General features: G+C 32.4%; 18 protein-coding genes. 7 read left to right on the top strand and 11 right to left on the bottom strand.

From position 1 onward, the window contains the following. Positions 1 to 122 precede the first annotated feature (122 nt). The 3 genes from PYW44_RS01855 to PYW44_RS01845 form a co-directional block, all read right to left on the bottom strand. Complete coding sequence (locus PYW44_RS01855; protein WP_115075944.1) at positions 123 to 881, bottom strand: aggregation-promoting factor C-terminal-like domain-containing protein; 759 nt, start codon at positions 879 to 881, stop codon at positions 123 to 125. A gap of 528 nt (positions 882 to 1409) precedes the next feature. Then, complete coding sequence (locus PYW44_RS01850) at positions 1410 to 2453, bottom strand: PTS sugar transporter subunit IIC (RefSeq protein WP_002506615.1); 1044 nt, start codon at positions 2451 to 2453, stop codon at positions 1410 to 1412. A gap of 202 nt (positions 2454 to 2655) precedes the next feature. Beyond that, complete coding sequence (locus PYW44_RS01845; RefSeq protein WP_056935946.1) at positions 2656 to 3084, bottom strand: 6-pyruvoyl trahydropterin synthase family protein; 429 nt, start codon at positions 3082 to 3084, stop codon at positions 2656 to 2658. 134 nt (positions 3085 to 3218) lie between these two features. On the opposite strand from PYW44_RS01845, the gene PYW44_RS01840 reads away from it, so the two are divergent. Both PYW44_RS01840 and PYW44_RS01835 read left to right on the top strand, forming a co-directional pair. Continuing rightward, positions 3219 to 3572 (top strand): DUF488 domain-containing protein, encoded by a 354-nt coding sequence (locus PYW44_RS01840; RefSeq protein ID WP_065367507.1) that lies wholly within the window; start codon positions 3219 to 3221, stop codon positions 3570 to 3572. A gap of 4 nt (positions 3573 to 3576) precedes the next feature. Then, positions 3577 to 4239, top strand: a complete 663-nt coding sequence (locus PYW44_RS01835) for a DNA-3-methyladenine glycosylase family protein (protein WP_231111017.1) — start codon at positions 3577 to 3579, stop codon at positions 4237 to 4239. A gap of 400 nt (positions 4240 to 4639) precedes the next feature. On the opposite strand, the gene PYW44_RS01830 is transcribed toward PYW44_RS01835, so the two are convergent. Both PYW44_RS01830 and PYW44_RS01825 read right to left on the bottom strand, forming a co-directional pair. After that, positions 4640 to 5221, bottom strand: a complete 582-nt coding sequence (locus tag PYW44_RS01830; RefSeq protein WP_065367509.1) for a M23 family metallopeptidase — start codon at positions 5219 to 5221, stop codon at positions 4640 to 4642. A gap of 202 nt (positions 5222 to 5423) precedes the next feature. After that, complete coding sequence (locus PYW44_RS01825; RefSeq protein WP_002506610.1) at positions 5424 to 6362, bottom strand: nucleoside hydrolase; 939 nt, start codon at positions 6360 to 6362, stop codon at positions 5424 to 5426. A gap of 393 nt (positions 6363 to 6755) precedes the next feature. Between PYW44_RS01825 and PYW44_RS01820 the strand changes: the two genes are divergently transcribed. Further along, the gene (locus PYW44_RS01820; RefSeq protein WP_021339760.1) at positions 6756 to 7319 is read left to right on the top strand and encodes a TetR/AcrR family transcriptional regulator; all 564 of its coding nucleotides are present in this window, start codon (positions 6756 to 6758) and stop codon (positions 7317 to 7319) included. 64 nt (positions 7320 to 7383) lie between these two features. Here the strand turns inward: PYW44_RS01820 and PYW44_RS01815 are convergent, their stop codons facing one another. Further along, the gene (locus PYW44_RS01815) at positions 7384 to 8178 is read right to left on the bottom strand and encodes a trypsin-like serine peptidase (protein WP_065367510.1); all 795 of its coding nucleotides are present in this window, start codon (positions 8176 to 8178) and stop codon (positions 7384 to 7386) included. A 314-nt stretch (positions 8179 to 8492) separates the two neighbouring features. On the opposite strand from PYW44_RS01815, the gene PYW44_RS01810 reads away from it, so the two are divergent. Both PYW44_RS01810 and PYW44_RS01805 read left to right on the top strand, forming a co-directional pair. After that, a complete protein-coding gene (locus tag PYW44_RS01810; protein WP_115075943.1) occupies positions 8493 to 9464 on the top strand; it encodes an LLM class oxidoreductase in 972 nt (323 codons plus the stop codon). Further along, positions 9448 to 9681: a DUF896 domain-containing protein gene (locus PYW44_RS01805; RefSeq protein ID WP_002506606.1), complete on the top strand. Its 234-nt coding sequence runs from the start codon at positions 9448 to 9450 to the stop codon at positions 9679 to 9681. The genes PYW44_RS01810 and PYW44_RS01805 overlap by 17 nt, the downstream gene beginning before the upstream one ends. 105 nt (positions 9682 to 9786) lie before the next feature. On the opposite strand, the gene PYW44_RS01800 is transcribed toward PYW44_RS01805, so the two are convergent. Further along, a complete protein-coding gene (locus tag PYW44_RS01800; RefSeq protein ID WP_115075942.1) occupies positions 9787 to 10644 on the bottom strand; it encodes a fructosamine kinase family protein in 858 nt (285 codons plus the stop codon). Between the two features lie 249 nt (positions 10645 to 10893). On the opposite strand from PYW44_RS01800, the gene PYW44_RS01795 reads away from it, so the two are divergent. Beyond that, positions 10894 to 11958 carry a quinone-dependent dihydroorotate dehydrogenase gene (locus PYW44_RS01795; protein ID WP_046465992.1) on the top strand — a complete coding sequence of 355 codons (1065 nt, stop codon included), beginning with the start codon at positions 10894 to 10896 and terminating at the stop codon, positions 11956 to 11958. Between the two features lie 77 nt (positions 11959 to 12035). Next, complete coding sequence (locus tag PYW44_RS01790; RefSeq protein ID WP_002506603.1) at positions 12036 to 12458, top strand: universal stress protein; 423 nt, start codon at positions 12036 to 12038, stop codon at positions 12456 to 12458. A gap of 95 nt (positions 12459 to 12553) precedes the next feature. Here the strand turns inward: PYW44_RS01790 and PYW44_RS01785 are convergent, their stop codons facing one another. The 4 genes from PYW44_RS01785 to abc-f form a co-directional block, all read right to left on the bottom strand. Beyond that, the gene (locus PYW44_RS01785) at positions 12554 to 13363 is read right to left on the bottom strand and encodes a Cof-type HAD-IIB family hydrolase (protein WP_002506602.1); all 810 of its coding nucleotides are present in this window, start codon (positions 13361 to 13363) and stop codon (positions 12554 to 12556) included. Positions 13364 to 13420: 57 nt separating this feature from the next. Then, positions 13421 to 13801: a VOC family protein gene (locus tag PYW44_RS01780; RefSeq protein ID WP_046465993.1), complete on the bottom strand. Its 381-nt coding sequence runs from the start codon at positions 13799 to 13801 to the stop codon at positions 13421 to 13423. A gap of 143 nt (positions 13802 to 13944) precedes the next feature. Beyond that, complete coding sequence (locus PYW44_RS01775; RefSeq protein WP_002506600.1) at positions 13945 to 14355, bottom strand: MarR family winged helix-turn-helix transcriptional regulator; 411 nt, start codon at positions 14353 to 14355, stop codon at positions 13945 to 13947. A 59-nt stretch (positions 14356 to 14414) separates the two neighbouring features. Beyond that, on the bottom strand, positions 14415 to 15881 hold the full coding sequence (abc-f, locus tag PYW44_RS01770) for a ribosomal protection-like ABC-F family protein (protein WP_046465994.1): 1467 nt from the start codon (positions 15879 to 15881) through the stop codon (positions 14415 to 14417). Between the last annotated feature and the right edge of the window lie 122 nt (positions 15882 to 16003).

Below are 16003 nucleotides of genomic sequence, written 5' to 3'. Positions count from 1 at the left end.
GCTTTAATTTTATCAGAATATTCACGCTTGTCAATAAACTGCAAAGTATAAAAAAGAGAGTGACTCTTGTGAGTCACTCTCTAATCTATATCAATAAATTTTATGATTTAATGCTTTGAAACCTACCACCAGTTATTTTGAGAACGGAATGAAAGTGCTTCATCAATTGAACCATAACGTTGTTCAGCATAGTTAATCATACCTTTTGTTTGTGTAGCTACTGAACCAGTACCCCAAGCTTCTTTAGTTTGTCCTAAACCTCTGTAACCTAATTGGTTAACAGCATTTGGATTACCACTTGATTCAGGTAATACGATAGTATTCCACATAGCTTCTGTACCACCAGCAGCTAAGAATTGAGCTTTAACTGATCCACCAGTTGAAGCAGCTGAAGATTTTGCAGTTTCGTAAGTTTTAGTAGTTGCACTTGTTTGTGTAGTTTCAACTTTTGTAGTAGTTGAAGCTTTAGGAGCTGCAACTGGTTTTACGTCAACATTATTTGATTGTTGTTGCGTACTTACTTCGCTTGCTGATTTTTCGTTAGTATTAGTAGTTGCTTGTGTGCTAACGTCTTGAGTTGTGTTTGTAGAAACGTTAGAAGATGCAGTTTGAGCACCTGCTACATCATATTCCCATGACCATGATTGACCGTCTGAAGTGAATGTATATTCATAACCGCCTAATACGAAATCATAGTTGTATGCACCAGCGTGTAATGGTTTTTCATTTAATTCTGCAGCATTACTTTGTGCTAATTCAGCTAAATGCGCTTTGTCGATGCTTTCTTCTGAAGCGTGAGCTTGATTGTTGTCTGCTGTTGCTGCGTATCCTGTTACACCTAATGCTACTGCTAATGATGATGCTAAAATTGTCTTCTTCATAATTAAAAAATCCTCCATTTAAATCTTTTTAAGTAAAATTATATTTTCGTTAATTAAATTATCTTATGTACTTCAAGCAATTAATTTTTATGTGTTATTTTTTCGCCACAAATAATATACCATAAATTTCGTTCAATTATATTACACTTAGATAACAAAACGTTACAGATACAGCTTCTCTTTGTAATATTGAAATATAACCGTTTTGTTTTGTAACGCTCTAAACAAATAAAATATACTTTTCATATATCTCTAAATGTTATTATATTGCGCTTCACGTCAATTTTCATACTAATTTTTTATATAGTCTGAAATATTACAAAACCATCTACTGTTACCCAACTGTAAAATTCAAATTCAACATAAAAATTATAATTTTGCGCGAAACTTGCACTGATTTTTGTCAAAATAAAAAAAGACCACTGTTATGTGGCCTTTTAGATTATCTAACTGTATTTTCAAAAAATCAATTTAACTGTTAGTTTATTACAAATCGTTACTCATTTCATATCCAAAACATATAACATTTTATGCTAAGAATTTATAAATGTTACTATCATACAGTTTTAATACCTTCATATAGAAAAGATTAATTAAGTACCCCATAATAAATGGAACTACAAAGAACGTGATAAATACTAATAATAAATTCATTAATATCGAGTCTTCCATAAATTTAAAGGCACTAATTGGCCCTACAAGCCCGATAATACCAAATCCGGCTGATTCTTTAGTACCTTCTATGCCAATAAGCCCACCTACAAACCCTGTGATAAGTGCGTTTGTAAAAATCGGTAATAAAATAATAGGATGTCTTACCATATTCGGTATCATCATTTTAACGCCACCTAAGAAAATCGTTATCGGTACGCCTGGTCTATTCATTTTCATTGTGCCTGCAACAAGTACACCTTCACATGCTACGATGCCAAGCGAAGCAGAACCAGCTGCTAGACCACTTATACCTATGGCTAGGGCTGTAGCCACGGTCGATATCGGTGAAATAATTATGAAACTAAATGCAAGTGCAATAAGCATAGACATTAATATAGGTTGTAATTCTGTAAATGAATTTACTAAATTACCTATACCTGTAGTAATCATTTGTATGTATGGCAGTATGAGTACGCCTATTAATGCAGCCAAGCCTCCAACAATTGTTGGTAAAATAATTAGCGTTAAACTACCGAAACGTTCTCCTACTATTAATATAAAAAACACTGCAATTGCTGCAGTAATCATTGTATTGATTAAATCCCCAACGCCTACAAGCATCCATACACCATCTTTGAATTGTGCAACCCCACTACCAACAAATGCCGAACTTGCAACTACTGCTGTAGCTAATGGCGTTAGATTGAAGCGCATTGCAATCAATGCTCCTACAAGAAGTGGTACTGTAAATTGTATACTTTCGACAACTTGTAACATTGTTTCGAATATTGGATACTTTGGTGAAAGCAATTTAAATAATTCACCTAAAATTGCATTTGGAATCAGACCTGCAACAATCGCTATTGCTACACCTGATAATACATTATTTATAAATTGTTTCGGACTGACTTTCATCATAGCAGTTCCTCCTAAGTTGTAATAATTACTAATATATCACATTATCTTAATTTTCAGAATATTTATTTCATATTTAATTTTTTAAAATAATCTAGTAAAACAACAACTAAAAAGCCCACAGATAACGATTAAGTAATCTATCGGCTATTAATTATATATTTAGTTGGTTTCTAATGGTTTTTAGTTTCTTCCATAATAACTTTTATTTTTCCATTAATTCAGAAGTTATTACGAGTCCTTGTGTTTCAGTTTCAAAAAATTCTAGTTTTTGCAGTTTATTATTTTCTGGTAATAAGCGATCAAATTGTTCCCAAATCCAAAAAGCGATATTTTCAGCTGTTGTATTCATATCCGGCAATGTTTCGTTGACTAATTTTCCGTCTAAATAAGGTTCAATTTCTTTTTTATATAACTTATCAACTTCATTAAAATCCATTGCTAGACCATAATCATCAATTGCAGATAAAATTTCAATGTTGAATTTGTATAAATGATTCTCTAAATCTTTGTGAAATTTTTCAGTGAAATAAATACGATTGTTACATGTAAATTCATAATAGTTTTTTATACATACATCGTTATCTCGATATTTGAATTGTTGAGGTGGTTGCACATTATCGAAATTTGTCATTGAACTCACTCCTATTTCTCTCTTTATATCTATATACCCTTTCTCTTTCTTCTATAATTAAAGTAATTATGTTTTTCTATATTCATTATAGGTAATTAAGTATTGTAATAGTTTTTTTAGAAAGGATGAATGCTATGACTATTCACATTCAAAGAATTTATGATAAAGAACAAAAAGATGGTGTGCGTATACTTGTAGACCGCGTTTGGCCAAGAGGTGTATCTAAAGAGGATGCAAATTTAGATTATTGGTTAAAAGAACTTGCGCCTACATCTGAGTTAAGAAAATGGTTCGATCATGATCCTAAATTGTATGCTGCTTTCAAAGAAAAATATGAAAAAGAATTACGTGAAAATGACAATCAACAAGAAGCATTTAACGAACTTAAAGAAATCAAATCTAATACTAAAAAAGATATTACTTTATTATTTGCAGCTAAAGATGAAGAGCATAACCAAGCTGTCGTACTGCAAGACCTGCTAAAATAAGGTGGTGTTAGAATTGACCTCATGGAATATTCATGTACAAGATGACTGTGTTCAACAATTAATTAAAAAAGATGCAACATTAGCATTACTGATTAAAAAAGTCGGCAATCTTCAAATCAATATTCGTCCTAACCCATTAAAATCTTTAATTCGCTCTATAATAGGACAACAAATCACGGTAAAAGTGGCCGCATCTATTTTTGAACAGCTAACAGATGCTATCAATGATGAATGGACAGTTGATAAACTGTCAAAAATTGAAGATACGCAAATGAAATCCCTTGGTTTATCTAAATCTAAAATTAGTTATATTCATAATTTAGTAACACATATACAACATGGAAAACTAGATTTAGAAAATTTACACAAGTTAAGCAACGATGAAGTTATTCGTACGTTAACTGAAGTGAAAGGTATTGGGCAATGGACTGCCGAAGTTTTTTTATTATTTACATTACAGCGTCCAGATGTTGTCCCTGTTCATGATGTTGGTCTGCAAAGGTCAGCGCAATGGTTGTACGGTACAACTAAAGCGCAACGAAAAGCACAGCTTGCTTTATGTTCTGAACGTTGGAAGCATTGTGCATCTATTGGTACGTTCTATTTATGGGAAGCCATACATCAAGATTATTTAGCTTACGATTCCATACATGACATCAATGACTAATGTGTATACTGAAAGCTTTGCCAACTGCAAAGCTTCATAATGTCGACAAAGCCTACGACTTTGTTGGCATTTTTTGTGCACACTTTCCGCGGGCACAGCCTCAGCCTGTAGTCTTCAGCTAGTGCTTTACCCGCAGGATTCGGTCCAAATCACTGCCATTTTTTAAAATAATAATATAATCGATCATTGGTTGAAATTATGTAAAGACAAACGAAAATAAAATTGAATATATAACTAAATTAGAGAAAAGATATTCCCTACATTTCCAATCATAATTGGCCATTGAAATTAATGAACAAAGATTGTCTCAAGGAAAAACATCTAAAAAAAATCAAATGCCTTTACAGCATTTGATTTGTCTACGTTCTGAGCTTTAGCAACATATTACCAAAACTTTTTATTATTTTTTATATAAACTTTTTTCGCCATCAGGCAGTTTTTCTATAAATGATTTAGGATCTTCGGCATACGTATTACCTACGCCACCATTCATTCTTTGGAAATGAAGATGAGCGCCTGTGGTTTGTTCGCCAGTATTGCCTGAAAGTGCAACGACATCGCCAGCTTGCACTTTGTCACCTACTTCAACCTTATAATCATTTAAATGCATATACCATTGATGATACTGACCATTTGCTTCCGAAATTTGTAAGACTTTCCCACCTAATTCGTTATTAAATATGCGTGTTACCGTACCGTCTGAAGCAGCTTTTATAGGCGTATCTTCAGGTAAATGATAATCTATACCATAATGTTTACCATCAAAATTACTTCTCTCATATTCACCAAATGTTTCTGTTTCTCTACTTCCATCAAATAACATGCTAAATGAGTTACCATTATCTTCATCAGTCTCGTTACTGCTTTCTTCTGTAAAAGTTTTATTCATACTGTCTTGAATGTCGTCGATGTTAATAATGAGTAGTGTTAACGGAACTATAATAATAATAAGTAAAACAATTGTTTTTATCGTATTTTTCACTATTCAAATCACCTTTATTATATTTAAGTTGTGATATATTAGTATACTTTTTATAGTTTTGATACGCTAATCATACAGCTTGAAAACGGCTCATACTTTAGTTTGATGTCACAAAAAAGTCATCGTATATTGTTTATACAATGACTTTTTCATTCAACTTATTTCAGATTATGCTTCAACGACCCTAAAGCTATATATTATTTTAAGCACTATAACTTCCAAGCATATTTTCCATTAGTTTCCATACGCTTTCTACATCCACTGCAGTAGCGAAATAAGCATTTTTTTCTTTATGCGTAATATCATTTAAATCGACTGCCATCGTCCCATATGTAAGCGGACTTTGGTGTTCAATATCTATGTGTGTATGTTGCATCGTAAATAAGTCTGGCTGTAATAAATACAAAATTGTACAAGCATCATGTATTGGCCCACCATCCATATTAAAATGTGTTTTATATGTTGATTTGAAAAACTCTAAAAGTTCAACGACAAATTTAGCAATTTGATTGTCGATACGCTTAAATCGATTAATGACTTCATCCGTTGCCAATACTTGGTGTGTGACATCTAGCCCAAATACATTAATTGTCACTCCACTATCAAAGATTCGTTTCGCCGCTTCAGCATCTACCCAAATATTGAATTCCGCGTTAGGCGTCCAATTACCAAATGTGCCCCCGCCCATAATTGTTATAGAATCGATATATTGCGTAATGCTTGGATCTTTAATTAATGCAGTTGCTATGTTAGTTAACGGTCCTGTAGCAACAATGGTAACTGGTTCTTCACTCTGCTTTAATGTTTTAATAATGACGTCAGCAGCATGATCTGGTGTGGGTTTAAGAGATGGCACTTCAGGTAACTTCGGACCATCCAAACCAGTATTTCCATGAATTTGGGAGGCAAATGAAGCTGGCTTAATTAACGGACGTGTTGCACCAACTGAGACATTGATATCTCCTCTTCCCATAACTTCGAGCACATTCAATGCGTTCTTTGTATTTTTTTCAACAGATTGATTACCTGCCACTGTAGTTACTGCTAAGACATCAAGTGAGCTATTTTTTGCACCAGCTAAAATTAAAGCAATTGCGTCATCATGTCCTGGATCACAATCCATAATAATCTTTTTAGTCATATGCTTCACTCCAATCAAAATATTTTAGATATGTTGCTCATTTCAAATCTCAAAACTAAAACAATAGCTAATACTGAAAGTTCATTCAAAAATTCGCTATAACAAGAATCTTCTACGTAAACCTTACTGTATTCTAATCCTCCAATTCGAAATCTTGCCACATTTCTATCATACTACTTTTTAATATGGTAGTAACAATATTAACTAATCAATATTCAAACCGAAAACCATAGTAATAAACCAATTATGAAACAATGTAATTCATGTTAAAGCACGCCGTTTTATATTTATTTTTACTCATTACAAATCAAGCATATTGACATTCATGAACTAAAGCCAGATAATTTGTATAAATTATCTTATTTGCAACTTATTTAAGGAGGTGTGAAGTCAATGACCACAACACATGTTGATCCACGAATTACCAGAACAAAAAAATTATTGATGGATGCCTTTCGCGACATTGCTAAAGAAAAGAAGTTACAAACCATTACAGTGAAGGATATAACTGAACGCGCAACTGTAAACCGTGCTACATTCTATGCTCACTTTTATGATAAATATGACATTATGGACTATACATTGTCAGAAACCATTCTTAAAAATTTAAACGATAACTTAACCCTTGCTTCCGAACTTAATGAAGAAACATTATGCAAAACGTTTATCACAATTACGAGTTATATTGAAGAAACACATAATGAATGTAAATTAAATAGTGCTGCATATGGTGAAGTAGTTGAAAAGAGAGTAAAAGAAGAACTGGAAGATATTTTCTTAACGTTAATCGTACAAAAACATCCAACTGAAGATAGAGAAGCCTTAGCTACAAGTGCTCGCTTTTTATCGTGGGGGCTATATGGCACAGCTAAACATTGGTTTCATACGAGCAACACTTCTGCACTTAACTATATCGAAAAAGCACTTCCTTTGTTTATGAGTCACGTATTAAAATAAATCATACAAAAAAGCCTCTAAAGCAATGCTTATTTGTTCTAGAGGCTTAAAATTTTTCAAGAAACTATTTTTTGTTTTCATTAATAAAGTCTAATACATCACCAGTTAATGCGACGCCATTATTACTTTCACCTTCTACGCCACCGTAATGTAATCCTACTACTTCATTATTCGCATTAAAGATTGCAGAACCAGAGTTACCGCCAAATGTACTCGCACCGTATGTAAGTTGCGTGCCGCTATTTGTTAATACTTCTCCCTTACTTTCCCACATTGTAGCTAACGATTTATCACCCGGATAGCCAGTTACTGTCACAGGATCACCTTTACTAACACTTGATGCATCTTCGATTGTTGCGGGTTGTACGACATCACCTACGGACTGCCCTTTATCGTTAGTATTAAAATGTACAAGTACTAAGTCTTCTTGACCAGGGTAAGCTTGGACATCTTTTTCAGTAAACTCACCATACGGAAATGAACCTTCATTTTTAGCTGCAGGTGCAAATGTCATATCACCGTTTGAAAGATTAGCAACATGTTTATTTGTTAATACAGTATTTTCATCGATGACTACGCCTGTCGCTATATTGGCTCCCATATTAATGTAGCCTACTGATTGATAATGACCTGTAGTGGTATTTTCAATTTGTGTTCTGTCTTCATCAGGTAATATGACCTTTGGCATAACTTCTGATGACTGACTATTGGTCGTATTATCATTTTGTTGTGTTTGTGTTTGCTGATTCGTTGTATCGTTATTTTGAGTATCCGTAGCTGCAGAACTACTAAATGGTGCAATTGCAGATAACATAACTAAAGAAAAAGCTATACTACCTATCATTTTTCTTATAAACATAAATAACCCTCCATTAAAATATATTATACTATTAAAATTTAAAGAATTTTCCAAAAATAATCAAATCATAATATTAGTTTTTGAAAATATATCACCTTAATTTATAAGTTTTTTTAATAGTATATTCTTAGGTTATACCCTATCTTCTAAAATAGTATCATTTTCAAAACAACACATTTCTTTTTATGTTGTTTAAACGATAAATAAATAAACATGTTGTTTGCTTTATATTTCGTAAAGTAATACAATACATTTAAACAACAGGTGTTAGTTAGATAATGCTTGTTGCTTAATTAAAGTTAGGAGGGATAGACGTGACAACAATTCAAAAACACAATGGTTTCAAACGGACTTTTCAACAGGATCATTTGACGTTAGGCTTAACGTTACCTTTTGATAAATCTGAACACATCGCATTGTCGTTGGAACATCAAGTTGATTTAGCGCAATACGCTGAAACACTTGGATTTACGAGCCTTTTTGTACGGGACAGTCCGCTTTATAGCCCACATTTAGGAAATGTAACGACAAACTACGATCCGTTTGTATTTTTAACTTATCTCAGCGCCAAGACATCAAAAATCGCTCTCGGAACATCTAGTATTGTTGCTACATTACGTCATCCAATTCATATAGCGAAAGCTGCTACTTCTCTTGACTTGATTTCAAATGAGCGATTATTATTAGGCGTTGCTACAGGAGATCGATCATTCGAATTTCCAGCTTTTAAAGTAAATACAAACCATTTAACTGAACAATTTCAAACAGCGATAACTTCTATAAATGATTTATGGAAAACACATTCACCGCAAATATCAAATTCTATATTTGAATTATATGAGGATGCCGGTTTACAAATATTACCAAAACACAAGCATATTCCAATGTTTGCTACTGGTTATTCAAAACAAAATATGTCTTGGCTAAAGAAACACATGGATGGCTGGATGTTTTACCCACAAGATTTTCAGCAGCAAAAGAAATTATTACTAGATTGGCATCAAAATGATGTATTCAAACCTTTTATGCATCCACTTGTTATCGATTTGTCTGTGAATCCAAATGAGTTGGTTAAACCGATTAAAGATGGTTATCGCTTAGGTAGAAATACTTTAATAAAAATATTAAAATCATATGAGCGTATAGGTACGAATCATATTATGCTCCACTTAGTTGAAAATGAAAGAACTTATAAAAATATATTAACAGAGGTTGGAAATTATATTATTCCACACTTTCCACCTCATGAATTACAGGAGGAAAAAAATTATGACACTATTAGATAGAATTAATATACTAGCAAATAAAGAAAAAGTTGAAACATTGAGCATTGAAGAAAAACAAGAACAACATGTGTTAAGACAAGAATATTTACAAATGATTCGTGGACAAGTTGTTAACACATTTTCAACTTTGAAAGTCGTTGATCCTTTAGGTGAAGACATTACGCCAGATAAAGTCTATGAATTACGTGAAAACATGAATACTTTAGATTTAAATTAAATTGATAACTTTATAATAAATATTCACAAAAACGGCTGTGCACTTTCATATCAAAGCGCACAGCCGTTTAACATTTCTGAGGTTCACAAAGTGCAATTACTTATATCAATCGTTTAAAATTTGTTGCATTGAACGATCAACACTGCTCGCATACATATTTCCAAATTTGACTAAGTGTACCATTAATAAATAAAGTCTATAAAATTCTAAGCGTTTCTCCGCACCATCGCTCAATGGATAATGCTTATTATATTCATCATAAAATGATTGTGTAAAACCACCAAACACGGTAGTAATACCTAAATCAAATTCTCTATCACCATATAATGGTGCCGGATCAAATAGTGCAGGCGAACCATTTTCTAAAAACATATAATTGCCTCCCCATAAGTCTCCATGCAATAAGGAAGGTTTACTCGTATGCTTATTCAGTGCATCTATAATGACCTTACGTACACTTTTATATGTTTGAGCATCGTTATCTGTCCATAATTTCAACCGCAATAATTCATCTTTTAAATGATCCAGACGACGTTCCACAAATAATGTTATCCATGAATCTGTCCAGCTATTATCAAATGAAATATCTCCACCTTCATATGGTAAATCAAACCCAAATTTTCCTGATGATTGTTGTTGGCTATGCATTTTCGCAACAAGCTGTCCTAATTCTCTTTGGCTACCAGTTGTGCCTTCATCTAAAAATGTTAAGAGTAAATAAGCATCTTCATTAATTTTTCCGCTTCCAATCACTTTTGGCGCAGTAATTTGCGCTTGTTCAAAAAGGTTTAAACCTGCAATTTCTGCTGCAAAGAAATCTTCATTACGATTACGTTGCACGAGTAAAAAATAAGTTTCATCTGGTGTTGTTACTTGAAATGCTTCATTCACATCTCCACCACCAACTGGAGATATAGATTCTATATGATTTAATGGAAGTTGTGCTTGCCATTCTTGTTTCATTTGTACCCCTCCAAAACTATTAAGCTATAATATTGCTACTTAATTATTACCATTTTCAACATATCTTAATCAATAATGCTTATTGTCATACTTTTTATGTGACACTTCTTAAAATTATCTTGATTTACTCTAGGCATATATACAGTAAAATGCTAGTCTATTAAAGACATCATTTTCAATATAGCCAACAATATAAATTAACTTTTGGCTTAAATACATATAAAATTCGATTAACGGAGTGATAATCTCATGTATAAACTAATCAAACCTATTTTATTTCAATATGATCCCGAAAAAGCACATGGCATGACTATTGACGCACTGAAATTCGTACAAAAACATTCTAAATTATTACCAGTCATCGAACAGTTATTTCATTATGAGCATACAGTCCTACATCAAGAAATTCATGGTATTCATTTTGACAATCCTATTGGTCTTGCAGCAGGCTTCGATAAATCTTGTGAAGTTCCTAAAGCTTTAGAGAAAGCAGGGTTTGGTGCTATAGAACTCGGAGGTGTTACACCTAAACCACAGCCTGGTAACCCAAAACCACGTATGTACCGATTAGTTGAGGATAACGCTTTAATTAACCGTATGGGCTTCAACAATTTAGGTATGAATAAGGCACTTAGTAACCTACGTAAATATAGCTATCAAGTACCTATAGGTTTGAATGTGGGTGTGAATAAATTTACTGCTTATGAATCACGTTATCAAGATTATATAAAAGTAATCGATACATTTAGAAATGATGTAACTTTTTTTACTGTGAATATTAGCTCACCTAACACTAAAAATTTACAAAGCTTCCATGATAAAGATGAATTCTCACAACTTTGTTCCGCAATTCAATCATATAAAGACAGTCACAATGTCAACGTGCCTATTTTTATCAAGCTGACTTCAGATCTTGATTTAGATAGTTTAGGTCGTATGTTGGACCCTATCGTTGAAACTTTTGATGGCATTATTTTAGCTAATACCACTCAGAAACGTGAACAGTTACATTCTGACAATCAGCATGAAACTGGTGGTTTAAGTGGTAGACCGCTATTTGAACGTAATCTAGAACTCATTTCTTATGCCTATAAACAAACAAATGGTCAGTTCTTAATTATTGGTACTGGGGGTATATTTAATACCAGTGACGTCATTACAATGATGCGTCATGGCGCTTCGCTCGTACAACTTTATAGTGCTTTAGTATTTGAAGGACCAGGACTAACTAAAAAATTAAATAAAAACTTGGCAAAATACCTTAAAACAGAAGGTTATGAGCATATAAATGATATTATAGGGTTAGACGTATAAAATTCAGTAATTGTTTAATTTAAAATCATATTACATTATCTTTATTAGGGTATGTAAATAATAAAGGAGGCGCTATTATGTACAAGAAAATACTATTAGCTTATGACTTTGGCAACACATTCGATAACGTTCCGCAAGAACTACAAAACTTAACTGCTGGCGTAGATGACGCTGAAATTACAATTTTCAATGTTATTTCTGAAGGTGACTTACAAACCTCAGTACGCTATGATGGTAAACATTTTGAAGAATTAGCGAACGAAAAAGGCAAAAAACTAGATCCATTTGTTCAAAAATTAGAAAATCTCGGTTTAAATGTTCGCGTGAGATTTAGTACAGGATACATCAAGCAATCTATTCTGCAAGAAGTTGAAGAAAATAAATATGACATTATCGTCATGAGTAATAAACGTGCAAAACCAGACATTAAAAATGTTCTTGGGAATGTCACTCATAAAATTGCCAACAGCGCGAATCTTCCTGTATTAATTATAAAATAATAGGCATATAAATAAGGAAGCCTCCATCTAAATCTTGGAAGCTTCCTTTATTTTATTTAAATTGCTATGCAATTATTTTCGACTTATATTGATACTTAATCCTGTTGCTTTAAGTATCTCTCAATTACTTGTAATACACCAGATTCATCATTAGATGGTGCGCGGTGTTGAGCTATTTTTTCAAGTTCTGGGCTACATTTCGCCATAGCATAACTATGTGTGGTCAATGCTAGCATTTCTAAGTCATTATTAGCATCTCCAAAAGCTAATAATTCGTCTTGCTCTATGCCCCACTGGTTTAAAAGTGCTTGAATCGCTACACCTTTATTCACTCCAGGTAAAATAAGATCCACACTCTCAGCACCACTTGTCACGGCTCGTATTTCATGTGCATATTCACTTTCCAAACCAGTTTTCACTTGATTTACGATATTGTCATCTTTGATTCTCATTGCCACTTTAACAAACTGGTCATCTTTGATATCACTAAAGTTTTCAACTTTTTCAATATCGTAGTAATAGTTAGTAATAAAATTCATAAATTCATCGCTACAATCACTTTTAACATATGCTGATTTAATCCCACTTACTATAACATCAGAGATATTATAATCCACCATAATTGTCTGCAGAATATCAAAGGTAAGTTGTTGATCAAAATGTGAAGAAGACACTAATGTATCATCAACATAAGTAACGGCGCCATTTTCTGCTACATACGTAATTTGTGCTTCCTTGCCTGGGAAATATGATCGTAATTGGGCATATTGATTACCACTTGCTACAATAAATTTGATATTACGTTTTGTTATTCCTTCAAATATTTTTTCAAAATATATTTCATCAAAGGTATGATTGGATTTAAATAACGTTCCATCTTTATCTACTGCAATTGCTTTTATCATCGGTATACATCCTTCCAAATTCGTTATCAACCCTAACAATATATGTTACTACTTACTTTACATCACAATAATATTAAATAAATGGCCATCTATGTCACTAAACAAACCACCATAAAACCCTTCTAACATCGTACCGCTCTGCAATACTTTACCACCCGCTTCTTTAACTTTATTTAATAATGCATCAACATCTTGAGACTGAGATACAGAAATAGAAACTAATGCTTCATTTGAGCCTATATTAGAAAGCTGAGATGCTTTTTTAAATTGGCTACGTTCAATAAGCATAATAATTTTATTATCGATCGTTTGAATTCCTCTCATTTTATCCAAAACAGCATCATTTTGTTGAATTTTAAAGCCAATTTCACTAAAAAATGCTTCACTTGCTTTAAGGTCTTTTACTGGTAAATTTAGCCATGCCGATTGTATATCCATTTTAACACGCCCTCTATTTTTACTCACCATATCATATCTCACTCTATAGGGGGCGTTAATCACCTACTTTAAACTATAGAACCGTTATCCACTTACATTGTGATTATTTCCTAGGTTATACTATAAAACTAAAATTAAATGAATTAATCATCGTTAATATGAGTGAGCTTACGAATATGCGATAGGTCAATCTTTTCAATCAATTGTTCATATGTGTTCAACGCCTTTTTAGTCATTGTTAATCCTTCTTCAGTTAGATAGATATACATAGCGCGTTGATCTTCAACACATTCTTGTCTAAAAACGAGCGGACAATCCATTCTTTCTATCCTAACGATTAAACGCGACATTGCACTTTGACTCAAATCTACTATTTTAATTAAATCATTCATTTTATATTTTTTTCCTGTTGCTGTAAAAATTTCGTATAGTACATAAAATTCTTTTAAACTTAAATGATATTGTTGTTTTAACGTTTTTTCTATTAATGATTCTGTGTAGTGTACATATTTTGTCATTTCAATCCAATTATTTATTTTTTGCTGTTGTTCCATATAACATCCCCCAATACTTCTCTACCATCTATATTTATTCTGCTGTTTATTTTATAGCTTTACGTTACATCATAGATTGATTGTTTTGTTAATTCCCATTTTTTATCTGCAACATTTTCAACGAACTTTGCATCATGAGAAGTGAATAAAATGATACCCGGATAAGCATTCATAAATAATTCCAATGCTTCTAATGTTTTTATATCTAAAAAATTAGTGGGTTCATCTAAGATTAACATATTAGCTTTAGTAGAAAATAACACAGCTAAAGATAATTTTGTTCTTTCACCACCACTTAGAACTTTACAGGAACGCTCAAGCGCCTCATTTAATCCTAAGTTATTTAATATAGCTCGAGCAAAGTGTTCTTGCGTATCTGTTTCTTCCATTAAAAATTGTAAAAGTGAAACATCTCGCATTGCTTCATAACTAAGTTGACGATAATAGGCCATACGCACTTTTGGTGAACAATCAATACCTTTTTCTTGATGATATATCGCTTCAAACAAAGAAGTTTTACCTACTCCATTATCACCAATAATTGCAATGTTACAACCATATGGAATTTGAAATCGTGTATCGTTAAGGAGCGGGATACCTTCGCGTGTTAATGTGAAGTTTTGAGCAATAATTGGATAATTATTATGCACTTCATAAACTTTACTTTGAGGAAATTGAAAATCATATTGCTGTTTAGGTCGTTCAATTTCTTCGATTTGTTCTAATCGCTTTTCTATATGTTTCGCCTGTTTCTGTGCTGCTTTCTCGACTGTATCTTTTTGTTTAGAAGCACTATATCTGTCTGGTTTAATACTTTTGTTCTTTTGTTTAGATGTTGCTTTCCCATATTTTTGTGCTTGTTTATGCTTTTCTTCACTGGCTTTGGTTAGTCTAGCTTTCTCACTTTGATATTGTTGATACTGACGACTATGTTCAATATATTCTTGCTCTAATTGAGCATGATATTGACTATAATTCCCTTTAAATACCCTTATTGTGCCATCATTTTGTATTTCCCAAATTGTATCTACAATGTCATCTATAAGCGCTCTATTATGCGTAACCATTATTAATGTCCCATAGTAATATTTTAAAGTATCAGCTAAATAGTCAATTCCATTTTTATCCAAATGATTTGTTGGCTCATCCAATAATAAAATGGGACTATAATTTGATATAATATTAGCTAACTTATACTTTGCTTTTTCTCCACCACTCATTTTATCTGTCGTATGCATTGGTAGATTAAGTTGACTTAACACATCACCTTTTAATTGGTTAAAATCACTATCTATATCCATACTAAGTTGTTTAAAATATTGCATTTCACCATTGACTTCAATTGTACCTAAATCAGGTTTAATAGTTTGGTTTATCATATTTAATATTGTTGTTTTACCTGTACCATTTGCTCCGATTAATGCAATTTTTTCAAATTGATAAGCATGTAGCGCTTCGATTTCTATAGAACGAAAATCTGTTAAATTGTGTGCTATTTGATTAAATTTAATTGTATATTCCATCATTGATATACACTCCTTATTAATAAAAGGAAGTGCACGCAAAAAAATAAGACAGGTTTCTCCTATCTCACTCACATAATATATTAATGATATCCACTATCTTTACGTGATAGTACTCTCTTAAT

The sequence above is a fragment of the Staphylococcus equorum genome (genome assembly GCF_029024965.1).
GTDB classification, from domain to species: Bacteria; Bacillota; Bacilli; order Staphylococcales; family Staphylococcaceae; genus Staphylococcus; species Staphylococcus equorum.
This window is presented reverse-complemented; position numbering and strand designations above follow the sequence as displayed.